The following is a 26307-nucleotide window of genomic DNA, read 5'->3' as shown; positions in this document are numbered from 1 at the left end:
CAAAGAAAAAGTACATGGATATCCATGTACTTTTTCTTGTTACAACATATGATTGTCATCTGGATTACGTGCCCTGAGCATTGAAACTTACATTGATCGTGGATGCAGAGCCTGAATTCGCTGATTGGTAGGATAGGCGGGTATATTTCAGGAATCTGGCTGGTACTATGACATCGACAGAACCTGCTGCTAAAGGATTATCTCCCGTTGTATCGACGAAATAATTTGTTCCATCCGCACTGATTTCTACACGTGTGTTGACTGGATTTGCCCCAGTATTATTGATGAAGAAGGAATACGTTCCTAGCACACTCGTAGTAACAGCTGGCAAAGGCGTATAGGTATTAGCAGTCGTAATGCCTGTAGTCGACTGTTCAATAAAGCTGCGTTGTGAAATAGAGGTGACACTACTTAGTGTACCGGCAGTAATCGTAGCGCCAAGCACGCTGGTGATGGTACCGTTGAGGATGTTGGTAACTGTACCTGCGGAGGACAAAGTACCCGCAGTGATCGTAGCGCCGAGCACGCTAGTAATAGTCCCGTTAAGGATGTTGGTAACTGTACCTGCGGAGGACAAAGTACCCGCAGTGATTGTAGCACCAAGCACACTGGTGATGGTACCGTTAAGGATGTTGGTAACTGTACCTGCGGAGGATAAAGTACCCGCAGTGATCGTAGCGCCGAGCACGCTAGTAATAGTCCCGTTAAGGATGTTGGTAACTGTACCTGCGGAGGACAAAGTACCCGCAGTGATTGTAGCACCAAGCACACTGGTGATTGTACCCGCAGTGATTGTAGCGCCGAGTACACTGGTGATGGTGCCTTCGAGAATGTTAGTAATTGTACCTGCGGAGGATAAAGTACCCGCAGTAATTGTAGCGCCGAGCACGCTGGTGATGGTGCCTTCGAGAATGTTAGTAATTGTACCTGCGGAGGATAAAGTACCCGCAGTAATTGTAGCACCAAGTACACTGGTGATGGTGCCTTCGAGAATGTTAGTAATTGTACCTGCGGAGGATAAAGTACCCGCAGTAATTGTAGCACCAAGTACACTGGTGATGGTGCCTTCGAGAATGTTAGTAATTGTACCTGCGGAGGATAAAGTACCCGCAGTAATTGTAGCGCCGAGCACGCTGGTGATGGTGCCGTTAAGGATGTTGGTAACTGTACCTGCGGATGATAACGTACCTGCCGTTATGGTCGCCCCAAGCACGTTAGTAATAGTGCCCTCAAGGATGTTAGTAATTGTACCTGCGGAGGATAAAGTACCCGCAGTAATCGTAGCGCCGAGCACGCTGGTGATAGTGCCGTTTAAGATGTTTGTAACTGTACCTGCGGATGATAACGTACCTGCTGTTATGGTCGCCCCAAGCACACTAGTGATTGTACCCGCAGTGATTGTAGCGCCAAGCACGTTAGTAATAGTGCCCTCAAGGATGTTAGTAATTGTACCTGCGGAGGACAAAGTACCCGCAGTGATCGTAGCCCCAAGCACGCTAGTAATAGTCCCGTTAAGGATGTTAGTAACTGTACCTGCGGAGGACAAAGTACCCGCAGTAATTGTGGCTCCGAGCACGCTAGTAATGGTACCGTTAAGGATGTTGGTAACTGTACCTGCGGAGGACAAAGTACCCGCGGTGATCGTAGCGCCAAGCACGCTGGAAATCGTACCATCTAGGATAATCGTTGTTAGATTTCCGCTTGGATCTGTAGTGAGCGGATGATCAATCAGCGAAGCATCCCGTCCGAATATAAGCGTTCGTAGATTATCAGGATTCGCTTGAAAAGAGCTATAGTTAGGCAAAGTTCCTCGTCCCTTCCTTGTAAATGATTAAGTTATACCTAAAGACTGGGCTTGGACGTATACACACAATATTGCTTGCCAATACCCTTTGAATGTAGCGTGGAGGCGGAGATTCGAGTTATTACTTTTAGAATCGGTTCAGCACTAGCACTCTCATTTTTTTTGAAGCCGCAGTCTCTGCTAAATCTATAAAACAATCAAAACGATTCGGGCGGTTCTTCAGACGGACACTAGCAGGGTGATCTCCCTGATTCTTAACTGCATAAGAGATCATCGTTTTAGTTCCGTCTTTTTCTATTTTATTTTGCTGCACTTTTTAAGCTCCGGGCTGTTATGGACTTCATTTCACCTCCAATGGGTATCCTGGAACTCTATCCATAAAAAGGCCCAAACCGTCGTTTGAACCTTGAGCCTAAAAAACGCAGCCTAATAAGCCGCAAACCGATAGGGACAATCCTTAGCCATTCGAATGGTGTGATATTAATATATGGTGGGAAATAGGGGGTGATTGGGCTGGAAAAGCAAAAAAACGCACATTCCCACAACCTGTTACAGAGAGCGGCATAAAATGAGAGTAAGCTTAAGTACGGGGAGGATATCTCATGCCGAACGACTCAGTATTCAATCAGAGCAGCCAGCCGCTTTTTACAGAACAAGTCAACACGTATGTCGCACCTGGTATAGATTCAGCTCCTGAGGGGGGAGCGGCTAAAGCGGGGTTATTGTTTGGAATCCCATTTACTTCTACAGTAACGACGGCGGCGCCGTTAGTTATTCAGATTAGTAATCCGGGAGGAAGCGGACGCACATTGTATGTATCACGTGTTACTGCTAGCTCAGCGACGGCGGCTGTTACTTTATCACTACTTCGGAACGCTACGGTCACCGGAACTACCGTCACGCCGATTAATTATAATTTTGGCAGTGCGTTAACTAGTGTTATGACTGCTAGAACCTCAGCTGCTGCGCCTACTGGAAGTCCGGCCACGCTAGTATCTCTATTGCTCGCGGTCGGCCCGGTCATTGTTGATTTTACAGGACAAATTGTTGTTCCTCCCGGAAATTCCATCACTACTTCCATAACGATTGCATCGGGGTCTTCAGCAGCGACGACATCTATCAGCTGGTGGGAATATTAGAAACAGGAGGGGATAATTATGCCTAATCAATTTGTATTTAATGACAACGATCAACCTCTTTTTGTGGATATGGTGAATACCTTCCAATCTCCAGACATTAGCGCACCGCCTGAAATAAGCGCTTCGCAGGCTGCCGTCTTGTATTCTACCAACGCCTCCGCTTCAAGCTTGGTCGTGCTTAGTCTTATTTCTGCAATCACCTCTATTCGGATTAGTAATGCTGTCGGCAGTGGGAAAACTGTTTATATCTCACGTATAAGCGGCAGTATCGGCGGTTCTTCTCTGCTATCGGCAATGTCGGGAAGCTTTACAATTGTAAAAGGTGGGACGGTAACTTCCCCTACAACCTTGACGCCAACGAATAATAATTTGGGCAGCGTAGCCACGAGTGCGATGACCGTTCAGTCTTCCACGGCAGCTATTAGCGGGGGGACGACGCTTTTCAATTATCAATTGGCACCGGGGGCGTTTACACAGAACTTTACGGGCAGCATCATTGTTCCACCGGGGACTGCTATTTGTGCTAACGTAACCTCATCCAGCTCCGCTGTAGGTTTAACGATTACCTCAGTACTGGGTCTTCTTTGGTGGGAACAATAGAGTTCTTGCTTTGAGCCTTTGACAGAGCTGAACCTTGACATCACTAGGTTAAGGTTTTACATAAATATATGGAATGTATAGAAAATTAAGGGGATTGGCATTATACAATAAAACTGTAATTCAGATTGGAATGTGAAAAGAGGGACAATTATGGAAAGTTGTTTATTTATTCATGGCTTTACCGGAGGTGAGCATGAAATCTCTCCCTTGTCCCAGTTTATGGAGCAGCATAATTACCGTTCCAGAACATTTACCCTGAAAGGGCATGGAGGGAGCAGGAATGATCTTCTGCATTCAGATCGACATGATTGGCAGCAGAGTGCTGAAGATGAATTGACAGAGCTGCTAAAGACGGATGAGGGCGTTCATCTGATCGGATTTTCAACCGGTGCGCTTATTGCTTCTCATCTTTCTGTACGGTATAAACCCTGGATCAAATCTCTTACTTTATTGTCCACTCCCGTATTTCCGCTCAATCCCGTGGAGATCCTTAAGACGCTTGCGAGCTTTTCCATGCTAAAAACGTATATTAATAAATTCACTTCAACGCCCCCAAAGGCGACGAGAGAGTTTCAACGACTGGTCCGAGAGAGTTTTTCAATCTATCCGCATATTGAGACTCCAACTCTAATTGTGCAGGGAAAACGAGATCATCTGGTGAAGACTAGAAGCGCAGACTATTTGCAGCATACAATCCCTACCACTCAAAAACAGGTACTGATGGTGGATAACAGTGGTCATATGGTTTGTCATTGTGAAGATAAGGACCGGATCATGAACGAAGTACTACATTTTATACAAAGTGTGGGAAGCTGAGCATAAAAGGTGAATAATTAATCCTAAAGAGCCCCGATTAAGGAGGCTCTTTTTCTTTTGAAGTTTAAATTTTTATAGCTTGACAACGTATTCACAATCATGGTAATTTTTAGTTGGGAAACCGGTTTCCCTAAAATTATTTGTTTTTTGTGTTAAAGACGTTAAAAACATTAGAGACATCACTGGGCGGGCTTGGTTTTAATCAAGGTTGTAGGTTTTAGAGTGTTATGAATACGCTTTAATAAGAGAGGGAGATGCACGCAATGAAACGTAGGTTATGGTATGTACCCGTTCTAATTACATCTATTCTTCTTTCTACCGTGATTAACTTGTTTGTCTTAACACCGCAAAAGGCTGAAGCGGCCAGCATCGGCACAATTAATGAGAATGACACGATTTATCAGATTATGGTTGACCGATTTAATGATGGAGACACTTCCAACAATGCTACTGGTGCGGCAATTCGCTATGGAGAAAACTCTGAGGAAGATTTCCGTTATATGAAAGGCGGAGACTGGCAGGGGATTATCGACAAGCTATCATATATTAAAAATATGGGTTATACCGCGATTTGGATTTCCCCAGTGGCTGAGCCACAGATGACTAATCGGGAAAACAACGGTACCGGTAAAAATACAGCCTATCACGGATACAACGTTAAGAACCCTAACGCTGCCAATCCGTACTTCGGTACTAAGGAGAAGCTGAAGGAGCTTGTGGATTCCGCACATGCGCTTGGCATCAAAGTAGTAATTGACGTTGTGCCAAACCACGTAGGCGATTATATGCTTGGTACCCAAGCCTATTATGATATCCCATCATTGCAGCCAGTGGCTCCGTTCAATAATCCAGCATGGTACCACCATAATGGAGATATTAACTGGTCTCTAGCGGATGGGAGATATGATCAGTGGGCACAGGATTACTTAGAGAATCATGATTTGGGCGGGTTAGATGACATTGATTTCGATGTTCCTGCGGCTAAGCAGGCGATATTCGATTCAATCAAAGGCTGGTTTGATTATACGGGCGCTGACGGTGCGCGTGTGGATGCTGCCAAGCTGATGAAGCCAACAGATATTGGTGAACTACAAAATTATCTGGGCGTTAATACCTTTGGCGAGAATTTCGACGGAAATGCTGAATTTGTTTCACGTTGGGTTGGAAACAACAAGGAATGGGGCATGCTCGATTTCCCAATGTTCTTCTCCGTGCTTAACAGCTTTGCTTATGGACAGTCTTTTGAGTCCAATATCAAAAGCACCTTGGCACAGGATTCCTACTACAACGGGAATGCCAATCACATGGTAACCTTTATCGACAATCATGACCGCAATCGTTTTCTAACGGAAGCTGGTGGAAGCGTTGATAAGCTGCAGAATGCTTTAACCTTTATTTTTACAGTTCGTGGAACACCGGTTGTCTTCCAAGGAACAGAGCAGAACAAAGGCAATGGCAACAGTCAGATTATGACGGGTGGTATTGCTGATACTTGGAACCGCTGGTCTATGGTGAAACGGGATGCAAGCGGAAACGTGATTGAGAACTATTTTAATGAAAATGCCAGCACCTACAAGCACGTAGCCAAACTTAATGAGATTCGTAAAAATAATCCAGCACTACGTACAGGTACACAACGTGAAATGTGGGCTGCACAGAACTTATATGCCTTCTCACGCCGCATCGACACTGGAACGAATCAAGGCCAAGAAGCAATCTCCGTATTCAGTAATCAATCAAACGGTTCGCAAACAGTAACTATTCCATTGCGCGCTGAGAGCTCATTAACCGTAGGTACAGTTTTATATAACCAATTGAATACTGCAGATACAGTGACTGTACAATCAGGCGGAGTAACTGGAAAGCAAATTACTGTAACTGTAGGTGCCAATTCAGCCAAAATCTATGCGAAACAACAACAACCATCAGAAACGGTTCCTCCAACTACTCCAACCAACGTAACCGCAACGGTTCAGAATGCATCTAGCGCTTTGATCAGCTGGACAGCTTCTACCGATAATGTGGGCGTAACTGGATATGAAGTTTATCGTAACGGTGTCAAGGTAGGCACAACGGCAACTACTTCCTATACGGATAATGGTTTATCCGCTAGCACTACCTATAACTACACGGTAAAAGCATTTGATGCCGCAGGCAATCTATCTCTTCTTAGTGCGATTGCGTCTATTACAACACCGGCAGGGAACAGTGTCACGATTTACTATAAGCAAGGTTATACCTCGCCTTATATTCATTATCGCCCAGTAGGAGGTACATGGACGACATCTCCGGGTGTGGCTATACCTGTATCTGATGTAGCCGGATACAACAAAATAACGATTAATATCGGCTCCGCCAGCCAGCTTGAAGCATGCTTTAACAACGGCAGTGGCACATGGGACAGTAACGGGGGCAGCAACTATCTATTCGGTACAGGAACATGGACTTATACGCCGACTGGAAGTATCACGTCGGGTGGACCAGTAACACCAACACCAACACCAACACCAACGGTAACACCGACACCAACACCAACGGTAACACCGACACCAACACCAACGGTAACACCAACACCGACACCAACACCAACGGTAACACCAACACCGACACCAACACCAACGGTAACACCAACACCAACAGTGACACCAACGGTAACACCAACACCAACAGTGACACCAACGCCGACACCGACAGTCACTCCAACGCCAACGGCAACACCGACTGGTAACACCGCAACGATCTATTATAAGAATACGGCATATAGCAGCTCGTACATTCATTACAAGCTAGATGGAGCGACAGTCTGGACGACGGCACCTGGTGAACAGCTTCAAGCTTCTTCTTTCCCAGGATACAAGTCGATCACAATTCAGCTAGGCACTGCAGCGGGACTGACCGCAGCCTTTAATAATGGCAGTGGTACATGGGATAACAATGGCAGCAGTAATTATCATTTTGCTGCTGGAACCTGGAGTCTGGTGAACGGAAGTATCAGCGCAGGGGAACCTCAAGCAGACAGTGTGACGTTCCGTGTAAATGTTCCATCGTCTACTCCGGCGAGCGGACCTGTGTACCTCACCGGTACCTTCAACAGCTGGAATGCGGCGGATCCAGCTTATCAACTGACCAAAGGTAGTGATGGGGTATACTCCATCACGCTGAGCTTGCCAGCAGGAACAGCGGTGCAATATAAGTTTACGCGGGGCGCTTGGACTAATGTGGAGGTAAACTCGAACGGCTCGGACATTTCCAATCGAGCGCTTACTCCTGCAGGCGGCGCACAAACAGTGAATCTAACCGTGCAGCGTTGGAAAGATCTATAAGCTGCTAGTCAACTGAATCATAATACCTTTCACAAGCTAAGGAGCGGCCCCTCACGGGAGCCGCTCCTTAGTAAGCAGATGAAGCTCTTTCATTGCAAATAGTGCAATAGAATCTCTCTATTAGAACTGGAAGAATGAATCTACTGTACTATGTGCAATAGAATTCAGGTGGATCGCTGTTTTTAGACGATTTACTGAGAGTTGACTGCACATAGTGCAATAGAATTGAATCTGATCCGTTTTACAACGAATTCTATTGCATCAAATGCAATCAACCCTATTCAAGCCCCATTAAATTCAATTGAATTGCATTAAGTTCCGGTGATTCGGTCTCGAACGAGTTTAATCCATCTATTCATTCTCTCTAAGCAGAATAATTACGAAGTACCTCCAGAGAATTTGATTCTCATCGTTGATTCACGAGGGATTAGTTCTGGCTCTAGTAGCGAATGCTTGTGGGGCATATCATTGCTCCGAATGCGCTCCATCAGCAGCTGGCCTGAAGATACACCCAGCTTGAACGTATCAATATTAAGGGAAGTTAAAGGAGGTGTTGTATAACGGGATAGCGGATATTCATCGAAAGCGGCGATGCCGAGTTCTGATGGAACATCAATTCCGAGTGCTTTTGCGGCTTGAAGCACCCCAAAGGCTACATAGCTGTTCATACACACTACAGAGTCTGGCCGTTCCTCACGCTGCAGAAGCTCAAGCGCAGCATGATAGCTGTCATGTTCATCAGCCTTGCAGTTGATGATCCATTTCTGGTGAACGGTAAGGTCTGTCTGCTGTAACGCTCTTAAGTATCCACCTAGGCGATGGGTATAAATTTTTTCCTGCTGCTGTCCGCCTATGAAGGCTATTTTTGAATAACCCTGTTCTACGAGATGCTCCGTCAGCATGCTGCCGCCTGCTTCATTATCAAAATCAACCCAGCTTCCGGGGGCTATAATCTCTCCAATGGAGATGTAAGGAAACTCCAGTCGATTCAGTTCTTCAGATAGTGCTTCTGTCAGTACAGAATTGTTGGCAATAATTCCGTCGACACGTTTACTAAACACAAGCCTATTTAGAAAATGGCCTTCTGGACTGCTATGTTGCACGTTGGAAATGGTCAGCTCGTATTTTAAAGGTGCAATTACGCTCTCGATTCCACCAATAATGTTGTAAAAAAATTGGTTTAGAAACTCACTTTCTTTAGACATATCGACCAGTAGGCCAATATTGTAGCTGCTTTGTCTGGCTAATCCAGTAGCGATACTGCTAGGTGTGTAGTTCATTTGCTTCATAATCTCTCGTACCTTGTGTTTCGTTTCCTGTGATATTTTCGGGGAATCATTTAGTACTTTAGATACAGTCGATTTGGCCACATTGGCTGCTTTGGCAATATCAGAGATTGTTACTTTCATCGTCGTCCCTCATAACTTGAAAACGGTATTTGTAACCATAATAACACAAATTTAGCAGTCTCTCTAATGATGAATGAACCGATAGATAGAACGATAAAAGTATAGAAGGAGTTTATAAGTTATGCCTCAATCATGGTTTATATATCATACAAGTGAAGATCCATTTGCCTACCCTGTAGGTACAGGGACCCTTAAGCTCAGACTATTTACGCAAGCTGGACAGCAATTATCCTGTACCGTAATCCACTCGGATCGTTATGATTCTCCGGGACAAGAAGTTCCTTTGCAGATGGAGCGGATTGGGTCGGCTGGTATTTATGATATTCATGAAGCAATAATTCACACTAGCACTAGAAGATGCAGATATCTATTTCATTTAGCGAATGCAGCAGGGCAGTATGTTTGGTATGGAGAGAGGGGGGCGTCGGAGAATCGGGAGCGTGCAGGCTCTTTTCAATATGCATACCTTCACCGTTCTGAGGCTTTGAAGTTACCTTCATGGAGTAAGGATGCGGTGACCTATCAAATTTATCCTAATAGCTATAATGGTGGAACTCTAAAGGGCATTTCGGACAAAATACCCTATCTGCAGCAACTTGGTGTAAATACTATTTACATGACGCCTGTATTTGAGTCTCCTTCAGAGCATAAATATAACACCTCTGACTACTATAAAATCGACCCTGCATTTGGGGATACAGACGGATTAAAGGCGCTGGTCAGTGAGGCGCATCGTCATGGAATTAAGGTCATTCTGGATGCTGTGTTTAATCACTCGGGAGATCAATTTTTTGCTTTTAAGGATGTAATGGAAAAAGGCGAGCAGTCCCTGTATAAAGACTGGTTCTTTATTCGTTCCTATCCAGTTGTACAGACGCCCGCACCGAATTATGAGACATTCGCCAAAGCTGAAGCGCATATGCCAAAGCTGAATATGGATCATCCCGAGACGGCTGATTATATGATTAATGTTGCTAAGTATTGGATTCGTGAAACAGAGATCGACGGCTGGCGTTTAGATGTAGCGAACGAGGTCAACCCGGCTTTTTGGTCTCGCTTCCGGCAAGAGCTTAAGTCTGAATATCCTGAGATCCTACTCATCGGAGAGATCATGCATGCTTCTGGGCCTTGGCTTAGAGGAGATCAATTTGATGGTGGCATGAATTATGTTCTTCGGGATGCCGTGCTGGAATTTTTTGCAGAGCAGACAACGGGGGCAGATCGCTTTATGGAGCAATTACTCCATCAGGAGGCGTTGTATAATGACCAGGCGAATTCAGCTATGTTTCAGTTGCTTGGCAGTCATGATACACTTCGCTTTCTTACAGCATGTAAGGAAGGGGGACGTGGCTGGGATCGGGTGGGTACCGCAATTCAACGAATGAGGTTGGCAGTTTTTTTTCAGATGACCTATATCGGTATTCCGATGATCTATTATGGGGATGAGGTTGGAATGGAAGGAGCTACGGACCCTCACTGTAGAAAAGCTATGGTATGGCAAGAGCAAACTCAGGATACAGCGCTTTTGAAATGGTATCAAGAACTGATTTTTTTAAGAAAAAGCTGTGATATTCTAAGAAGAGGCACGTTCCGTCCTTGGTTCACAGATGAAGTTCGTAATGTCCTCGGTTATATCCGGGGTGTGGGTCAAGAAAAAATAGGGTTAATTATCAATAATTCTCCGAATGCGTTTGAGCTTGAGCTTAGTGCATATCGTTCGGATAAAAATGTGTTAACTGATCTATTGTCAGGAGCTACTTTTAAAAATACTAACAAGCTTACAGTGAGCATTGAACCGTTTGGCTGTTTAATGTTGTATTAAAATAGTATAAGGCCTCTTCCAAAGAAGGGGCCTTATTGTTCATTAAGAAACGGATGTCACCTCAAAAGGATGTCGAAGCCGTTTCTATATAAAAATATAAGAAAGTATAAGCTTCACGCTATACATTATCCTTATATTTCTCGAATAACGCCTACCGTCCTTTAGGGACGCTGAAGGCGTTATTCCTTGTGTGTGGCACTTTTTTTATTTTTGTTCTTTAGGTCTCTATACTCCTGATTTTCCCATTGTTTTAACAACGGAAAAGGGTCAAAAGCCCATTCAGTAATCCCACGGTCACGGTAGATACCAAAATGTAGATGTGGCGGGAATTTCCCTTGTGTTCCTGGATTACCGTAGCCTGAGCTGCCTACCCAGCCAATGATTTCCCCCGGTGAGACAATATCTCCACGTGAAATGGATTTGTTGTATCCGGATAAGTGAGCGTAATAATGGTAACGATTTTCGATATCGCGAATTCCAATTCGCCAGCCACCATAGCGGTTCCAGCCTTTAGTTTCCACTAAGCCAAAGCAGGTGCTGCGTACCGGCATGCCTTGTGGTGCAAAGAGGTCAGTCCCCTCGTGGATACGTGCTCCCCCCCAGCTTCTGCCAGTTCCCCAAGTGCTACGGTAAGAATAGGAATTACTTAAGGGAAGCGGAAAAGCATTACCTGACAGGTCAAGCCGCCCAAAATGCTCATAGAGCTTGGCGAACTGAGCTATGCGCTGAGAGGCACGGCCATTGTGATAATACTCCCAAATACCGATACTGAAATCACTAGCTGAATCACCATATTTCTGTAAGTGTTTAGCCATACTATAAAGAACATCAGCATCATTCTTTGGATCAGCGATTCCGTCTCCTGAGCCATCACGTCCAAAGCCGTTAAAGAAGGTAATGGATTCCGGGGAAGTATCCTCTTGATCCGGGTTGAGTGGGCCGGACCATACGGGTGCTGGAATCATGATTCCTGTAAGACGGTTAGTGACGGGCTTGTCCGAGGACCCTTTTTTGGCGATGGTGCGTTCATATTGATCAATGGCGGCGAATCTAAACCAAGGAATTCCAGTGGCTGCACTCATTTGATCATAAATCCCTCTACGTGCAGTCCAGATGGATTCCTTGCTAGCATTAACGGGATCGCCGCTGCTTTCCACCGGTTGGACTGTAGCCTGTACTGCAGCTGCCGGAACGGGAAGGCCTAAACCACCCCAAAGGATAGCGGCCGCGGACAGACACAACATCGTTCTCCGGTTATTAGTATTCTTAAATAGGGCCAGCAAGATAACAGCCTCCTTTTGTCCGGGCGTAGAATTGAATGTAGGCACTTCGGATAAAGCTTTTATTATAGATTGAAGCAAAAAGCTACTTTTTATCCGTTCTTGTCTAAAGGTACCAGTAAATACTCTGCCGGAATCGAAGTTGATATGCCCTGCATATTTCACAAAAACAGGCAATTGTAAAGCGCACATGGTATAATATGAGGCAGCATCTTTCATCTGCAGCATCACATTCAGGAGGAAGCGGGGTTTATTATTTTGACGAACAAAACAGCAAAGCAGCCTAAGCCGGATTGGATTAGAATCAAGCTAACTACCGGTGATAACTATCAGGAAATCAAGAGCATGATGCGTTCTAAAACTTTACATACCGTATGTGAAGAAGCTAGATGTCCGAACATTTATGAATGCTGGGCCAATCGAACGGCTACCTTTATGATTCTTGGTGATATATGTACTCGCGCATGCCGTTTCTGCGCTGTGAATACAGGGCTGCCGACAGAGCTGGACCTTCAGGAGCCTGAACGTGTAGCAGAAGCTGCAGAGGGAATGAACCTTCGCCATTGCGTGGTGACCAGTGTAGCCCGTGATGATCTTGCGGATGGTGGCGCCCAGATTTTTGCTGAAACGGTAGCGGCAATTCGTAAACGCCTTCCGTTATGTAGTGTTGAAGTATTAATTCCAGATTTCCTGGGAGAACGAAATAGTCTAGAGATTGTCATGAACAGTAATCCAGACATTCTTAACCATAATATTGAGACGGTGGAACGGATGTCAGACCGTGTGCGGGCTAAAGCGAAGTATCGCCGTTCGTTGGAGCTACTACGTAGAGCCAAGGAGATGAAGCCGGACATTCCTACCAAATCAAGCATTATGCTTGGAGTCGGTGAAGAGTGGGATGAAATTTTACAAGCAATGGATGATTTACGAGCCGTAAATTGTGATATATTGACTTTAGGACAATACTTACAGCCTTCTCCAAAGCATTTAAATGTGGAGAAATATTATCCACCGGAGGAATTCGCACTGCTCAAGGAAGAGGGGCTAAAGCGTGGCTTCAGCCATGTGGAATCAGCCCCGCTTGTTCGCAGCTCTTATCGTGCGCATGAGCAGGTAAAATCTGCAGCTCAAGCTCGTGAGGAACGCGCAGTTTCTTCTCGTTAATTTTTTTGAAATAGTGACAAAGTCACAAAAAGGTTTTATTAAGAAGAGGGTTGAAGGAGCGATAGCGTTCTGAAACACTCAGCCCATAGGTTACACATAAAAAAACGTTGATTTGAGTCATTGGAGAGAAATGTTGGAGCTGCAGGAGCGTTAGCGTTTGCCTGAAAGCTTTCCGAAGGAAAGCTAGCATCGTAAGCATACACTGTTGATTAATTTCAACCGCTGATGCGGTTCAAATAAAAGAAATTAATCAACAACAGCGACCGAAAGCCCAATATTTCTCGGAAATGACGGCATAATCAACGAAAATACTTTCCTTTGAAAGGCAGGCGGCAAAAGGTTTGATCGTTATAGGCGGAAAAGGCTACGAACTTATGTTAGATCATAAGGATGGTTGGAATCCGGAGGCGTTTCGCGGAAGATATAGCGAAGTGCTGGAAAGATACGACTATATTATCGGTGACTGGGGTTACAGTCAGCTGCGCTTGAAAGGCTTTTACCGAGATAACCACCCTAAGGTGAATCGGGATACAGCGATTTCTGGCATGGTCGATTATATTAATGAATATTGCAATTTTGGCTGCGCATATTTTGTGTTGCATAAATTAAAAGAGATACCACAAGAAGGCATGTTCAAAGATATTCTAATCAAAGAAATACCAGAACCGAGTGAGGAAGAAGATTCGGAGCTAGAAGCTGAGGATCATGATGGAGCGGCTATAGATAAAGAGTTCTCCTCTAAAGAAACGTCATCTAAGCCAGGTTCGAATTCATCTGCTGCATTTAAAGAGATGACTTCTGCTAAGGAAAGACCTTTAAGAGAACATCAAAGCCGAAATCACCGGGGTAAAGATTCGCAGGGGAAGAAGTCCAAAAAGGAATTTCAAAGCAGACCACCACAAGGTCAATCTCAAAAGCCCCAAAACACACAAAACACACAGAAGCCTCAAAATAACCAAAATGCACAAAACGTAGAGAATTCAGAATCTTAAAGATGAAAGCTGACCATAAGTAGAGAACTTCTACGAGTGAGACAGCTTTTTTCTAAATATAGGGATAATGTATAAGTTTCCACTATACATTATCCTTTTATTTATCGCATAAACGACTACCGTCCATTGGGACGCCAAAGGCGTTTTTTGCTTTTTTGAAATGGATATTGTACAACAATAAAGGCAGCATCCCTCCATCTCTGGAGAATTGCTGCCTTTTCATATCGTTATGGATTATTTTACAGATAATTTCAATTGCTTCAGTGTAGCATTGTAACTCCATACAAGTGCGGGGAACTTCTTCTTAAAGGCATTTAATTCAATGTAGGTCTCACCATTCTGGGATAGCGCCTCTTTGGAGGAAATCGTAAAGCCAGTGGAATTGCCTGCTCCGCTCTTTACGATGACCTTTTTATTCTTGGCATCCCATGTGACCTCACCCTCGGTAAGTGCAGCCAGCACAAGCGAAGAAGCATAAGTTTTATCGCCCTGCTTCACAAGACCGACATTACCAGCAAAAGGAACGCCATTGATATTTAAGATGTGATGATCTCCGGTGACTTCTAAAGTCTTCATTCCAGCAATCTGCAGGGCGGTAATCAGCTGTGCGGTTTTGCCTTTAACCTCAATATCCGGTGTAAGACCGATATGATTAAAGTCTTCTTTCTTAGGAGTCAGATATTTCTGCGTGGTCAATTTCAGCATGTCGCCATTAGACACCTTAATTAGGCTTTGAATACGCGCTTTGCCGTAAGAACGAGTGCCTACGACAGTTGCCAGCTTGTTGTCACGCAGGGCACCAGTAAGAGCTTCAGATGCACTTGCAGTATATTCGTTGGTTAGAATTACGACGGGTACACCGATTTTGCTGCCACTAGTAATCGTTACAGGAGTTAATGCGCCACTTTGGTCAGAGGTATACATCATAATGCCTTTATCCATAAAGTTAGTGGCAATGTTGTATGCCGAATCCATATAACCACCCAAGTTATCACGTAAATCTAACACCATGGATTTCATTCCTGCTGCACGCATCTTCTTCAGCATAGCAGCGAATTCTTCATCAGAATTCTGGGTGAAACCACTGAGCGAAATATAAGCAATCTTCGGTCCAATGAGGGTTCCAAAAACGGAAGTCGAATTTAATTCATTTCGGGTGACAACATAATTTTTAGAGACGCCATTTCTGAGAATCAATAAGGTGACCTTGGTGCCTGCGGCTCCACTGAGTTCGGTATCATCCGTTTCGTCAACGGGGATTCCGTTAATTTTGAGAATCGTATCTCCGCGTTTCAAGCCTGCCTTTTCTGCAGGAGAACCTGGAGAAATTTCTTCAATGTAGAGCTCTGTCGGCGTATATTGTAATTTAACACCGATGCCAACGTATTCGAGATCAACCGCATGTTCAAATTGCGCCGCTTCCTCGGAATTGAAGTATTGGCTGTATGGATCGTCCAGTGTGTTCACCATGCCGTCAATGGCTCCGCGAATCAAAGTATTCTTATCTACATCTGAAAGGTTATAGTTCTCTAATAGCTTCATTACTTCATTAATAAGATCACTGTTGTCTGTAGAAGCTTGAACGGCATCTGCAGCAGAGGCTACAGGAGCAAATGTAATAGATAAAGCCAGACAGCTGGTTAACAGTGCGCTTATTACTTTTTTCGATTTCATGGAATCAAACACCCTTTTTATTAGGATTTCACAAGTTTATTGTAGACGTTATATGTGTTATCGATTGTCCATACACCGGTATCCGACTTGGATAGAATGTAGATAAGGCCCTGCTCATAAGTCTCCTCTTCACTAGCTTCCTTGTCTTTGCTTTCTACATATATCGCTGCTTCTTTGGCACTGTAAAAATAGACATTTGAAATGCCTGGAGTATAGGTAATATCGTACGAAGTGAAGAAATCATCCAAATCTGCCTTGAGAGAAGAATCATATTCTTCACCATATGAAGTCATCGTGGAAAGAACTGCTGTAAGATTCTCTTCGTTCATTGCTTGATAATACTTGGTAATAGTTCCTTTAATAGCATCGGCATCATTTTGAGGGATGTTGGCTGCTGTTTTTAGGGCTTGTTCACGAGTAAGGAGAATGGTCGAGCTTTGGGATTCCACGGATGATATCTTCCAGCTTCCATTCTTGCGGACCAGGGTATATACGTATTCATCCTCTGTATCTGGAGTATAAGCCCCACCTGTTCTGCGAGAACTTTCAAGCGTATACACAGTGGCTTCGTCAGCTTTAAGGTCGAGGATTTCCAAACTATCAATAGTATTCTTTATGTCAAAAGCTTTAAAAGATTCATTGAGCTCTGCCACTGATTCCGGGTAAGAGGAATCCGAATCAATAAGGGAGTAGTAGCTAGTCGCTTTTTCTTCATTGAAATACTGATTAGATAAACGGATTAATGCTGTAATGGCTGCTTCGTCCTTATCTTTGGAGACAGGAGTAGTAATCTGTACACTTCTACTGGTGGAATTCCAGACGGCTGTGCCTCCTGTTGCCTCAGCGATAAAACGCAAAGGGATGTATGTAGTGCCAGCTGATGAGACTGGTGCGGTCGTTAATTTTTTAACGGTTCCGTTAACAGTTGCGCGGTTGCTGCCAATCTTGAGGGTAATTGCAAGATTTGAACTTTTACCTGTTACGGTTCCAGTCTTGGCATCCCAGAGAACTTGAAGTCCAAGCTTCTCAAAGACGACCCGGAAAGGTACGAGTACAGAATTGTTCGCTAAGTATGGAGATCCAGCGGTGAAGGAAACCTTACTCCCGTTAATATACACGTCAATCGGTTTTGAAGCTGCAAAAGCCGGGACCGCTAGTATAAGGGCCAGTAGACTTATGCTAAAGAGGGATAATAATCTTTTCAACAGTACTCTCTCCTTTTATGTAACTCTTTGTAAAATAGCCTCATTATACCATTTGACTTCTCTCTCTGTCTATCAAATGGTGTTAGTTTTGTCACACAAAAGAGCCGGAGATACGGATATCTCCAGCCACAAAAAAATGTTAAATTCTTAAACCAAAAAGGCTTCACGGACACGGTTCCAGAATGGGAAAGGACGGTACCTGGCGAAACTGACTTTCTTGTCCGATACTTGGCAGCGTACTGAAATCAGGTCGTCTACCGGGATATTGTTATGATCTATCGTCAGTAGTAAACGCTGATCTTTACATGAAAGAATATCGCAATGATGATGCTTCGGCAGAAGCAATGGCGATCCCATTGTTCGGAATACACGGTTGTTAATGGAGGCGATTTCGGCAATCTGCAGCGCCTCTATAGATGGGTGAACCATGGCTCCCCCAAGGCTTTTGTTATAGGCCGTGCTACCAGAGGGAGTTGAAATACATAGTCCATCACCTCGGAACATTTCGAAGGTGACATCATTGATGTCAACTTGAATCATTATAGTTCCATCCACCCCTTTAAGGGTAAATTCATTTAGGGCTATGTGGGACGAAGAACCGGATTTCTTGTGAATTTCCAGCTCAAGTAACGGATATTTTACGATTCGGGGTTTCTGTGGCTCAGAATCCTCGGTTCCGCACATATAGTCGATTAAGGTGGGCAGCTCTTCCGCTTGCCAGTCCGCATAGAAGCCTAAGTGCCCTGTGTGGACACCTACGAAGGCTAAATTGGGAACTTGATCGATAAAAGTATGAAAAGCGTGCAGCATTGTGCCGTCTCCGCCAATAGAGATGACGATTTCGGGAGACTCGGCATCCAGTTGCAGGTCCCGCTCCGCCGCCAGCTTGTGAAACTGCTCGGCAAGTTTGATTGATAGTTCATCACCGCGGTCCAGAACATAATATCTCAAGATGTACAGGCTCCTTTTGTATATTTCAGTCATACACCGATCATAATCAATCTTGACCCGGAACACAATATGTTAATCAACTTCGCCGTATCCAACGAATCATTGCAGTGAAAGCTGGGAGAAGCAGGGAGACTAAAATCGCAGCACTTAATAAAAGGCTCAGCAGAGCGAGGCTTGCAGTGATCCCCGTGGCAGAAGGTGTAAAGGCAATAGAGGCAGGCAATGATACCCATGCAGTAGACAGCCCTGTGTCCATCACAGGGTTCCAGAGCAGCAATACGAGTCCTGATGCGAGGAAGGCGTGAATTAGACGTGCAGTCATAAATGGCAGATACCGAATTCCGGTGCCATTCAGGATACTGGCTACCTGGGCATGTACAGATAAACCGCCCCAAGAGAGGATGAAAGCAGCTGCGGCAACCTTGAACTGAAGCGGGATGGAAGAAGCAGCTTCACCCGCAGAACGGGCACCGATAGTAACTTCGAAGAATCCGCTGATCAGAGCCTGGGCCAGTTCGGGGGGACCACCCACAAGGGAAATAAGATGTCCGGTCAAGCTAAAGAGTGAGGATAGAATTCCTGCGCGGGCAAGCAGTTCCATTAGTACATTGAAGAATACAACCAAACCACCTACGACAATAATAAGCTTTAGTGAGGACTGGATGGCACCTCTTAATAGCTCCCCGAAGCTTCGCCCATCTTTGCGCCGAGCTTCCTCCATGGCAAGTAGTGCTGCATGGATTCTTCCAAAACCTTTTTTGGATGGAGCAGAGGGGGCGGCAGAACTAGTTGTGGATGGGTCTTGAGATGGGGATCTCTGTTCTTTGCGTCCATGGAACGACATTAGCAAGCCAACAATCAAACCGCTCCCGTAGTGGGCGAGAGCTAGGATGAGCCCCAATGATGCATCTCGAAAAAATCCGACGGACACTGCACCCAACAGAAAGATTGGATCGGATGAGGTTGTGAAAGCGACTAATCTTTCCCCTTCAACTCTGCTAATCAGATTCTGTTCCCGCAGCTTAGCGGTTAATTTAGCGCCAACAGGATATCCTGATACATATCCCATTGCAGCGACAAACCCACCGCTACCTGGTATACCAAAAAGAGGACGCATCAACGGATCAAGCAAAGCGCCAAAGAGATGAACAATCCCTAAGCCCAGCATGATTTCGGAAATGACGAAGAATGGAAATAGGGAGGGGAATAACACATCCCACCAAATGGCCAAGCCACGTAAGGCTGCGCCAAGGGACGCCTCCGGATGAAACAGCATTAGCAGCATACAGCCCGCCAATGTTAATCCCAGCAGTGGGCCGCCAATCTTTTTTAAAGTCATAATTAACGCCTCCTGATCTATGGTTAGATGTATGCGAAAAGAAGGACAAACAGCACAAAAAAAATAAAGGAAGCGGTTACATAAATCTGTGCTTTTTCGCTTGAGTTATGATATTATGTAAATAAGGAATGCACCCTCTGTTACAAGAATAAATGGGATGGAGTGATGGCGATGAGCGTTGTAGCCGGAGTTCTCGTTTGTGCTTTTGTATATGTGATCCGGGTCTCTCTCGTCCCTGCAGGTGATGAGGAATTTCGGACCTACTGACAATAATCTCCAGACGCTAAACTAAAGTTTAGCGTCTTTTTTCTGCTGTTTAGGGGCACTTTCGACGGATATCCGGGCAGTGCTTTTTTTTGGTATAATAAATTAAGAAACGTTTCATTAATATGGAAGAAAGCTGGTAACCTCGATGAATCCAAATGAGAGTATATATGAGAACTTAGGGGGAGCTGAGGCATTACATCGTTTGGTGGAAGTGTTCTACGCCAAAGTACAGCTTCATCCGCAGCTGGGTCCGTTATTTCCCGAAGACATTTCTCCTGTTCTGGAGAAGCAGTATCAATTCCTAACACAGTTTTTTGGCGGTGGCCCACTGTATTCAGAATTACATGGACATCCCATGATGAGAGCAAGGCATATGCATATTCCCATTACTCCAGAACGTGCTGAAGAATGGCTGCAGTGCATGAAAGAGGCGCTTGTGGAGACTGGTGTAGAAGAGCCGCTGCGTTCCTTCGTGCTTAGTCGCCTTGCGGGTCCCGCACATCATTTTGTTAACATGCCCCAGGAATAATAAGGGACAGGTTGATCCTGAAAGGAATGAGAGTACTTGCCAGACTTAATACCCCTATATTCTATTAAGGTCAAATGTTGCAATTGTGAACATGAATTCTCAACCTCTCGCGTACGCCCTAGTCTGAAAAAGGCTATTCGCCGCGATGCTGATTTTTGTGCCTATTACAAAAACGAGAATCCGGATTATTATGTTGTACGCGTCTGCCCGAGTTGCGGGTTTGCCTCTACAGAAAATTCAGCGGACAAGCTGACGGAGTTGCAGCGAAAGGCATTTAATGAACAGGTAGGAAAACGCTGGAAGAGCCGTGACTTTGGGGATAAACGAAGCTGGGAAGCTGCACTTGAGACCTATAAACTTGCACTTCTATGCGCTCAAAGCGTTAACGATAAGGATCGGATTATTGCAAGTCTACTGCATCACATTGCTTGGTTGTATCGATATCAAGGGAATACAGAGCAAGAACAACGCTTTTTGCGTTATTCATTAGATGAATATGTGAAGGTGTACGAAAAAGATGGAATAGGCGGTAATGATGCCCGGCTCATGTATCTGATTGGTGAGCTTAATCGGCGCATCGGAGAGTTCTCTGTGGCTGTAATGTGGTTCTCCCGTCTGATTAATGATCAGAAGATTATGGATGCTGCGATGATTCGGGCTGCCAGAGAGCAGTGGGTTGTGCTAAGAGAACAAATGCGCGGTGAAGCCGTAGATGTTGATGCCGATGGATTGCCTTCAGGTTCTTAAAGTTTACGAACAACAAAAAGCGCAGAAGAGAGTAATGCTCTCGTCTGCGCTTTATAAAAATGTTAATATTGGGATTCAGATGACCTTTTATTTATCGAACTGCCCGATCGAATAGGAGGTAATCTCCGTCGTTATCTACAACTGTGGGGCTGGCGCTGCAACATGGGAAGACAAGCAGTTTTTTCTTGCCGTCACGAACGATTTGCAATTCTTTTGGCTTCATAGGAAGAAGGACATTCTCCGAGTTGCAAAAAGGGCAGTACTGCACATACATATCGCCTAAAATAATGTCATAAGGCCAGGTATGACTAAAGGGAATCATTGTGAATCCTTCCCGGAAGGAGACTCTTCATTTCCATCCTCAGCTTGCGGTGAATTCTGCTTTTTGGATAGCTCAGCTATTTTTTGTAGCAAAATATGTTGGGGCATATGCATCAAGTGTTCCAGTGGAACGCCTAGTTGCTTGGATAACGTAATGGCTGTTTCCGGTGAAATTTGTAGTGGCTTCATATGGATGCCCTCCTAAAGTTTATCGGCTATGAATGTTCCGGTATCGTTATTCACTTTACCATGGTGTTAAGTCAATTACAAAGAAAACCAAATGAGAGCAAAGGAATGGTGAGTACAGATGAAACAACCATTATCACTGACTTGGGAACTTGATTCCATATTTCCTGGAGGATCGTCGTCTTCTGAGTTAGAAAGCTTTTTAAAGAATCTTGAGCAAGATATTGCAGCTTTACAGGGTCTGGTGAAGAATGCTGTAGCTCCAACGGATGTTGAGTCTACCAAGGCGCTGGACGAGGTTATAGAACTGCTACAGAGCTGTTCAGGAAGACTAGTGGAGGTATCTTCCTTCGCAGACTGTCTGGGCGCTCAGAATCAACTGGACAAGGGTGCAGTAAGACTGGCGGCCCGAGTGACAAGCATGCGTGCTGGATTCGAAGGCATCAGTTCACAATTCAGTAATGTGCTTCGTCAGACTACGGACAAGGTATGGGCAGAATGGATGGCTCGTCCGGAGATTGCTCCTTTAACGTTCGTGCTGAGCGAGAGCCGTGATTTGGCCCGTGAAAAGATGAGCCCAGAGCTGGAAAGCTTAGCGCTGGAACTAGCTGTTGACGGATATCATGGATGGAGCGGGCACTATGATACGATTGTAAGCTCGATTAAAATCCCGTTTGAGGATGAAGAAGGAACCAAGCTACTCTCCGCAGGTCAAGCTTTTAACAAGCTAGATGATCCTGATCCGAAAGTACGTCAATCCATGTTCCGCAAATGGGAAGAAGCATGGACCGAAGCAGCAGATAACTGTGCGGATACCTTGAATCACTTAGCAGGCTTCCGTCTGAAGCTTTATAAAGGAAGAGGTTGGGAAGATATTCTGAAAGATCCGCTGAGCATCAATCGTATGTCACAAGATACTTTGAATGCGATGTGGGACGTGATTACGAATAGCAAGCCTGCACTCGTGGGCTATCTTCAGCGTAAAGCAAAGCTGCTTGGGCTGGATGCTCTCTCGTGGGTAGATGTCGAAGCACCTGTGGGCAAATCTTCAGGTAAAATCCCATATGATCAGGCTGCTAAAGATATCGTTACCCAGTTCCGCAAATTTAGTCCGAAGATGGCCGAGTTTGCAGAGCGTGCTTTTGATAATAACTGGATCGAGGTTGAGGATCGTCCGGGGAAACGTCCTGGAGGATTCTGTACATCCTTCCCTGAGAGCAAGAAATCACGGATATTCATGACCTATAGCGGCACAACCTCCAATGTTTCAACCTTGGCGCATGAGCTGGGGCATGCTTATCATTCTTATTTGCTGGATGATCAACCTGTATTTAATCAGAACTACGCTATGAACGTTGCAGAGACTGCTTCAACCTTCGCAGAGGTCATTGTGTCTGACGCTCAGGTTAAAGCCGCTAGCAATGCTGAAGAGAAGCTGGCGCTGCTTGAAACGAAGATTCAGAACAGCGTTGCTTTCTTTATGAACATTCACGCTCGGTTCTTGTTCGAGACTCGTTTTTATGAGAAACGTAAGGAAGGCCTTGTAAATGCTGAAGAGCTGTCTGAATTGATGGTGGAAGCACAGAAGGAAGCTTTCTGTGGGGTGCTTTCAGAATACCATCCTCATTTCTGGGCTTCTAAACTGCATTTTTATATCACGGATGTGCCATTCTACAACTTCCCTTACACCGTAGGTTACATGTTCAGCACAGGCTTGTATCGACTGGCCCTGCAAGAAGGAGCTTCCTTTGCGGATAAATACGATAGCTTGCTGCAAGATACTGGTGTGATGACTTTAGAGAATCTGGTACTTAAGCATCTGGGTGTGGATCTGACGAAGCCGGACTTCTGGCAAGGTGCTACAGATCTGATTGTAGCTGACATTAATGAGTTCTTGGAAATGACGGAGCACTTAGTTTGAAAAAGTCTAAACTAAGACATATTTTACGGTAGAAAAAACAACAGAATTTCAGTATGAATACGCAAAAGCCCCTGATGCAGGGGCTTTTTTTAAGGGCAAAATGTCGAAAAAACACGGTTTATAAAAACTAATATACAATAATTCTATGGATTTCGCGCATCTATAGGGATAATAACCCAATTTTGCCGAATAATGTTGTTTACCTTTTATTAGTAACCTATAATGAGTCTTAAGCCTTATATAAGGCGAAACTAGAAAAATCACTCAGCTAGCTCACAAAACAGAGTAAACGCTTACAAAAACAGTTTTATACGAAGTGAATTCGGATGAAACAAAGTCTCACAAAACTTTTAGGAGGAAAAGTATGCTTAAGACAGAACAGCTATCATTAGCAAGACAGATGGACATGGTATTTAAGGAGCTTCAGGAAGAATTATCAGGATTAACTTCTGGTACGGTATTTGTGCAAATACGAAATAACATGATTGGCAAATTCGGTATACGGCATAATCCTCTTTCTGGGCGGAGTGGGGGGTTCACTGATGTGAAAGAAGGGATGACAGATGGACAGCAATCTTCTTTTCGACTAATGGCGCTGGAAAGCCTGAAGTACAAGCGTCGTTGGACACATGGTGAGATTTCTTATGAATTTGCCATTAGACAGGGTATGGTGATTGTAGATGCTACGCTGGAGTCCAATTACAATATGGCCAACTTGATGATTCGTTCTCCTCGTAATGCCTACGCTGAAAGTTCCGAACAATTTTTTGGTTAAGCGTTATTTACATAAACTTTATAGTTCATATTAAAAATAAGAATTTATATGCTTGCGTAATAAATTATCCTTCTCCTTCTCGCAAAAAATGGAAACCGACACTAAAAGGACGGTAAGACCGTTTTTTCTTGTGAAAATCAAAAACCCTCCCACAGCTTCAGAAAGAAGTGTGAGAGGGCTCAAAAGCTACTCGGTTTTAGGCTTTTTTAATATGCCCTAGCCGGATAAAACACTTAAGATAACGTTGTTACTGACGACCGGACAGTTGTTGTTCTGCCAGTTGTACTAGACGTTTAGTGATGTAACCGCCCAGAGAACCAGTTTCGCGAGAAGTGTAGTTCCCGTAATAACCGTCAGCTGGGATCGTTACTCCAAGCTCCTGTGCTGCTTCATATTTCAACTGTTGCAATGCCGCAGTTGCTTGAGGAACGACCAGGTTATTGGAACGGCTGCTACGACCTTGACCTGCTTGACCCATGTGTGTCACCTCCTTCGCCCGTTGTGAAGATAGTATGAGCGCTAAGAGGTTAATTCATGCATCCCTTCGAAAGGTTTTAAGGCTGGTAATTATTAGTGAAATAAAAGTGAGGATAGGATAGAAATTCTTTGTTGCTAGGTATCATACAAAAAAATCGGTCTTTCCTTACGTAATCGCAAGGCAAGACCGATATAATGTATATCTGCTTTAAATCTCAGGATAAATCATTTCCAGCAAGGTGGTCAGATTCTGACTCTGTCCGGGTTCTATCGTTAAGAGGCCTGTGAAGGAAGCGTCATCGGATACATTCGGTGCATTTGCGAGCCATGTATAGGGTTCAATGCACAGAAATTGATCTGCTGGTCCTTTGGTATATAGCACCCAGTGACGGAATAGATTCTCGTCAGCGGTATAACGGAGGCCATAACCATCATCGCGTAATAATAGGGCTTCTACAGGCTGTTTTTCTCCAATGCGAAGAGCAGTATCAAAATTAGTTCCCTGCATGTTCATTCCGGTGTTCAAGGCTTCCAGATCACCAAGTGGAATTAGATTGCCGCTAGGGAGCAATTCATCGTTCAGTTCATAAATACTATTTACTGGGAGTTTAAGATTCCAGCGCTCAGGTTCTCCATCAATCATAAACCAGGTGTGATAACCGATCCCAAAAGGAATTCGATGATCTCCGAGATTTGTAACCTTTAAAGTTTGGGTAAATCGGGCTTCCTGAAGCCTAAATGTCATTTCGAATTTAAGTGGGATAGGGAATTGTTCCATCCAATGTGGATCATCTTCCGTTCGGAATTCAGTAGTGACCGCGCAACCATCCTCATCTTCTTCAATATCGCTGACACACCAGGCCTGAGTTCGGTGTAGACCATGAATATGATTGTCATTAGCGGTATTCTGGTCAAATTGATAACTTGTACCGTCGAACTGAAATTGGCCCTTACGAATTCTTCCGGGTGGAATTAATAGCGGCATGCCAAAATGGTAAGGTTTTTGCATAAAGAAAGCTTGATCGCTTTCATCAGGCCGCCGTAGAATTTCCCGTTGATTCTTTACATCAAACAATGAAATCACGTTATTTCCTAGTCGCGGCAAAAGCGTGACTTCCAGTTCACGGCTGTGCAAAATATAAGTATCATAACCGCCCCACTGCCCTTTGGTCACCTGTTTCATGAGATATGCTCCTTTATCGTAACTGTAATCGAATAGAACATGGATAACCTTATCATAACAGATTTATACCGTAGTGGTTAAGTGATTTGACAACTTCTCTTTATGGTTCTATGATGAAGGCATTAATTCATGATGATAATGTGATGACGGGGATAAGTAGGCAGGTATTGTACCTTCAGAAAGCCGGTGGTTGATGCGAACCGGTAGGACACTCCTGATGAATGGACCCCTGAGCGCCGAGCTTGAACGGGAGCTAGATGCCCTAGTAGACCGGCCGGATCTTCTCCGTTAACGGAAGACGAAGGCTGTTTTCTTCTTGTCCTAACAAGATTAAGCAGCGAATAAGGGTGGCACCACGGTCTCACGTCCCTTGCGGATGAGGC

At 44.6% G+C, this 26307-nt stretch carries 24 protein-coding genes and 1 other annotated feature; of the genes, 11 read left to right on the top strand and 13 right to left on the bottom strand.

Annotation, left to right across the window (positions count from 1 at the left end):
• Window positions 1–64 precede the first annotated feature (64 nt).
• Entirely contained in the window at window positions 65–1804 is a 1740-nt protein-coding gene (locus R50345_RS32090) for a DUF6385 domain-containing protein (RefSeq protein ID WP_231573926.1), read from the bottom strand.
• 127 nt (window positions 1805–1931) lie between these two features.
• Window positions 1932–2117: a DUF6385 domain-containing protein gene (locus R50345_RS25175; RefSeq protein ID WP_042130934.1), complete on the bottom strand. Its 186-nt coding sequence runs from the start codon at window positions 2115–2117 to the stop codon at window positions 1932–1934.
• Window positions 2118–2406: 289 nt separating this feature from the next.
• Between R50345_RS25175 and R50345_RS25170 the strand changes: the two genes are divergently transcribed.
• The 4 genes from R50345_RS25170 (at window position 2407) to R50345_RS25155 (ending at window position 7682) form a co-directional block, all read left to right on the top strand.
• Complete coding sequence (locus R50345_RS25170) at window positions 2407–2943, top strand: hypothetical protein (RefSeq protein ID WP_042130933.1); 537 nt, start codon at window positions 2407–2409, stop codon at window positions 2941–2943.
• 18 nt (window positions 2944–2961) lie between these two features.
• Window positions 2962–3543 carry a hypothetical protein gene (locus R50345_RS25165; RefSeq protein WP_042130932.1) on the top strand — a complete coding sequence of 194 codons (582 nt, stop codon included), beginning with the start codon at window positions 2962–2964 and terminating at the stop codon, window positions 3541–3543.
• A gap of 150 nt (window positions 3544–3693) precedes the next feature.
• Window positions 3694–4359, top strand: a complete 666-nt coding sequence (locus tag R50345_RS25160) for an alpha/beta hydrolase (protein WP_042130931.1) — start codon at window positions 3694–3696, stop codon at window positions 4357–4359.
• Between the two features lie 263 nt (window positions 4360–4622).
• Entirely contained in the window at window positions 4623–7682 is a 3060-nt protein-coding gene (locus tag R50345_RS25155) for an alpha-amylase family glycosyl hydrolase (protein ID WP_042130930.1), read from the top strand.
• Between the two features lie 377 nt (window positions 7683–8059).
• Here R50345_RS25155 and R50345_RS25150 read toward each other — a convergent pair whose 3' ends face one another.
• Complete coding sequence (locus R50345_RS25150; RefSeq protein WP_042130929.1) at window positions 8060–9091, bottom strand: LacI family DNA-binding transcriptional regulator; 1032 nt, start codon at window positions 9089–9091, stop codon at window positions 8060–8062.
• A gap of 121 nt (window positions 9092–9212) precedes the next feature.
• Between R50345_RS25150 and R50345_RS25145 the strand changes: the two genes are divergently transcribed.
• Entirely contained in the window at window positions 9213–10913 is a 1701-nt protein-coding gene (locus R50345_RS25145; RefSeq protein ID WP_042130928.1) for an alpha-glycosidase, read from the top strand.
• Between the two features lie 179 nt (window positions 10914–11092).
• On the opposite strand, the gene R50345_RS25140 is transcribed toward R50345_RS25145, so the two are convergent.
• A complete protein-coding gene (locus R50345_RS25140; protein ID WP_042132464.1) occupies window positions 11093–12157 on the bottom strand; it encodes a M23 family metallopeptidase in 1065 nt (354 codons plus the stop codon).
• A gap of 294 nt (window positions 12158–12451) precedes the next feature.
• Between R50345_RS25140 and lipA the strand changes: the two genes are divergently transcribed.
• Together lipA and R50345_RS30970 are read left to right on the top strand one after the other, a co-directional pair.
• Complete coding sequence (lipA, locus tag R50345_RS25135) at window positions 12452–13357, top strand: lipoyl synthase (protein ID WP_042130927.1); 906 nt, start codon at window positions 12452–12454, stop codon at window positions 13355–13357.
• Window positions 13358–13698: 341 nt separating this feature from the next.
• The gene (locus tag R50345_RS30970; protein WP_081954184.1) at window positions 13699–14349 is read left to right on the top strand and encodes a YutD family protein; all 651 of its coding nucleotides are present in this window, start codon (window positions 13699–13701) and stop codon (window positions 14347–14349) included.
• Between the two features lie 97 nt (window positions 14350–14446).
• On the opposite strand, the gene R50345_RS32250 is transcribed toward R50345_RS30970, so the two are convergent.
• From R50345_RS32250 to ylbJ, 5 genes are all read right to left on the bottom strand, one after another.
• The gene (locus R50345_RS32250; protein WP_269321973.1) at window positions 14447–14572 is read right to left on the bottom strand and encodes a hypothetical protein; all 126 of its coding nucleotides are present in this window, start codon (window positions 14570–14572) and stop codon (window positions 14447–14449) included.
• Window positions 14573–14583: 11 nt separating this feature from the next.
• Window positions 14584–16023 (bottom strand): S41 family peptidase, encoded by a 1440-nt coding sequence (locus tag R50345_RS25125; RefSeq protein WP_052414733.1) that lies wholly within the window; start codon window positions 16021–16023, stop codon window positions 14584–14586.
• Window positions 16024–16043: 20 nt separating this feature from the next.
• The gene (locus tag R50345_RS25120; protein WP_042130926.1) at window positions 16044–17228 is read right to left on the bottom strand and encodes a copper amine oxidase N-terminal domain-containing protein; all 1185 of its coding nucleotides are present in this window, start codon (window positions 17226–17228) and stop codon (window positions 16044–16046) included.
• A 147-nt stretch (window positions 17229–17375) separates the two neighbouring features.
• The gene (locus tag R50345_RS25115; protein ID WP_042130925.1) at window positions 17376–18179 is read right to left on the bottom strand and encodes an NAD kinase; all 804 of its coding nucleotides are present in this window, start codon (window positions 18177–18179) and stop codon (window positions 17376–17378) included.
• 76 nt (window positions 18180–18255) lie between these two features.
• The gene (ylbJ, locus tag R50345_RS25110) at window positions 18256–19518 is read right to left on the bottom strand and encodes a sporulation integral membrane protein YlbJ (RefSeq protein ID WP_042130924.1); all 1263 of its coding nucleotides are present in this window, start codon (window positions 19516–19518) and stop codon (window positions 18256–18258) included.
• A 412-nt stretch (window positions 19519–19930) separates the two neighbouring features.
• On the opposite strand from ylbJ, the gene R50345_RS25105 reads away from it, so the two are divergent.
• Both R50345_RS25105 and R50345_RS25100 read left to right on the top strand, forming a co-directional pair.
• The gene (locus R50345_RS25105; RefSeq protein ID WP_042130923.1) at window positions 19931–20314 is read left to right on the top strand and encodes a globin domain-containing protein; all 384 of its coding nucleotides are present in this window, start codon (window positions 19931–19933) and stop codon (window positions 20312–20314) included.
• 36 nt (window positions 20315–20350) lie between these two features.
• Window positions 20351–21061: a DUF2225 domain-containing protein gene (locus tag R50345_RS25100; protein ID WP_042130922.1), complete on the top strand. Its 711-nt coding sequence runs from the start codon at window positions 20351–20353 to the stop codon at window positions 21059–21061.
• A 91-nt stretch (window positions 21062–21152) separates the two neighbouring features.
• Here the strand turns inward: R50345_RS25100 and R50345_RS25095 are convergent, their stop codons facing one another.
• Both R50345_RS25095 and R50345_RS25090 read right to left on the bottom strand, forming a co-directional pair.
• Window positions 21153–21383, bottom strand: coding sequence for a hypothetical protein (locus R50345_RS25095; protein WP_042130921.1), 231 nt, complete (start codon window positions 21381–21383; stop codon window positions 21153–21155).
• Window positions 21380–21571 (bottom strand): YycC family protein, encoded by a 192-nt coding sequence (locus R50345_RS25090; protein WP_042130920.1) that lies wholly within the window; start codon window positions 21569–21571, stop codon window positions 21380–21382. Before R50345_RS25090 ends, R50345_RS25095 begins: the two co-directional genes overlap by 4 nt.
• 118 nt (window positions 21572–21689) lie before the next feature.
• Here R50345_RS25090 and R50345_RS25085 point away from each other — a divergent pair, with 118 nt between their 5' ends.
• Together R50345_RS25085 and R50345_RS25080 are read left to right on the top strand one after the other, a co-directional pair.
• A complete protein-coding gene (locus tag R50345_RS25085) occupies window positions 21690–23489 on the top strand; it encodes a M3 family oligoendopeptidase (protein ID WP_042130919.1) in 1800 nt (599 codons plus the stop codon).
• A gap of 364 nt (window positions 23490–23853) precedes the next feature.
• A complete protein-coding gene (locus R50345_RS25080; RefSeq protein WP_042130918.1) occupies window positions 23854–24264 on the top strand; it encodes a hypothetical protein in 411 nt (136 codons plus the stop codon).
• 247 nt (window positions 24265–24511) lie between these two features.
• Here R50345_RS25080 and R50345_RS25075 read toward each other — a convergent pair whose 3' ends face one another.
• Together R50345_RS25075 and R50345_RS25070 are read right to left on the bottom strand one after the other, a co-directional pair.
• Window positions 24512–24742 carry an alpha/beta-type small acid-soluble spore protein gene (locus R50345_RS25075; RefSeq protein ID WP_042130917.1) on the bottom strand — a complete coding sequence of 77 codons (231 nt, stop codon included), beginning with the start codon at window positions 24740–24742 and terminating at the stop codon, window positions 24512–24514.
• A 207-nt stretch (window positions 24743–24949) separates the two neighbouring features.
• Window positions 24950–25924: an aldose 1-epimerase gene (locus tag R50345_RS25070; protein ID WP_042130916.1), complete on the bottom strand. Its 975-nt coding sequence runs from the start codon at window positions 25922–25924 to the stop codon at window positions 24950–24952.
• Window positions 25925–26058: 134 nt separating this feature from the next.
• Window positions 26059–26298, top strand: a binding site (T-box leader).
• Window positions 26299–26307: the final 9 nt, after the last annotated feature.

The organism is Paenibacillus sp. FSL R5-0345 (genome assembly GCF_000758585.1).
Taxonomy (GTDB): Bacteria; Bacillota; Bacilli; order Paenibacillales; family Paenibacillaceae; genus Paenibacillus_AQ.
The sequence above is the reverse complement of the archived record's forward strand: the minus strand, read 5'-3'. Positions and strand labels throughout refer to the sequence as shown.

Excerpts from the sequence above, each read along its gene's own strand:
- R50345_RS25170 (WP_042130933.1), top strand. The coding sequence starts at position 2,407 with ATGCCGAACGACTCAGTATTCAATCAGAGCAGCCAGCCGCTTTTTACA.
- R50345_RS25165 (WP_042130932.1), top strand. The coding sequence starts at position 2,962 with ATGCCTAATCAATTTGTATTTAATGACAACGATCAACCTCTTTTTGTG.
- R50345_RS25160 (WP_042130931.1), top strand. The coding sequence starts at position 3,694 with ATGGAAAGTTGTTTATTTATTCATGGCTTTACCGGAGGTGAGCATGAA.
- R50345_RS25155 (WP_042130930.1), top strand. The coding sequence starts at position 4,623 with ATGAAACGTAGGTTATGGTATGTACCCGTTCTAATTACATCTATTCTT.
- R50345_RS25150 (WP_042130929.1), bottom strand. The coding sequence starts at position 9,091 with ATGAAAGTAACAATCTCTGATATTGCCAAAGCAGCCAATGTGGCCAAA.
- R50345_RS25145 (WP_042130928.1), top strand. The coding sequence starts at position 9,213 with ATGCCTCAATCATGGTTTATATATCATACAAGTGAAGATCCATTTGCC.
- R50345_RS25140 (WP_042132464.1), bottom strand. The coding sequence starts at position 12,157 with ATGTTGTGTCTGTCCGCGGCCGCTATCCTTTGGGGTGGTTTAGGCCTT.
- R50345_RS32250 (WP_269321973.1), bottom strand. The coding sequence starts at position 14,572 with ATGAAAAGGCAGCAATTCTCCAGAGATGGAGGGATGCTGCCTTTATTG.
- R50345_RS25125 (WP_052414733.1), bottom strand. The coding sequence starts at position 16,023 with ATGAAATCGAAAAAAGTAATAAGCGCACTGTTAACCAGCTGTCTGGCT.
- ylbJ (WP_042130924.1), bottom strand. The coding sequence starts at position 19,518 with ATGACTTTAAAAAAGATTGGCGGCCCACTGCTGGGATTAACATTGGCG.
- R50345_RS25105 (WP_042130923.1), top strand. The coding sequence starts at position 19,931 with ATGAATCCAAATGAGAGTATATATGAGAACTTAGGGGGAGCTGAGGCA.
- R50345_RS25095 (WP_042130921.1), bottom strand. The coding sequence starts at position 21,383 with ATGATTCCCTTTAGTCATACCTGGCCTTATGACATTATTTTAGGCGAT.
- R50345_RS25090 (WP_042130920.1), bottom strand. The coding sequence starts at position 21,571 with ATGAAGCCACTACAAATTTCACCGGAAACAGCCATTACGTTATCCAAG.
- R50345_RS25085 (WP_042130919.1), top strand. The coding sequence starts at position 21,690 with ATGAAACAACCATTATCACTGACTTGGGAACTTGATTCCATATTTCCT.
- R50345_RS25080 (WP_042130918.1), top strand. The coding sequence starts at position 23,854 with ATGCTTAAGACAGAACAGCTATCATTAGCAAGACAGATGGACATGGTA.
- R50345_RS25075 (WP_042130917.1), bottom strand. The coding sequence starts at position 24,742 with ATGGGTCAAGCAGGTCAAGGTCGTAGCAGCCGTTCCAATAACCTGGTC.
- R50345_RS25070 (WP_042130916.1), bottom strand. The coding sequence starts at position 25,924 with ATGAAACAGGTGACCAAAGGGCAGTGGGGCGGTTATGATACTTATATT.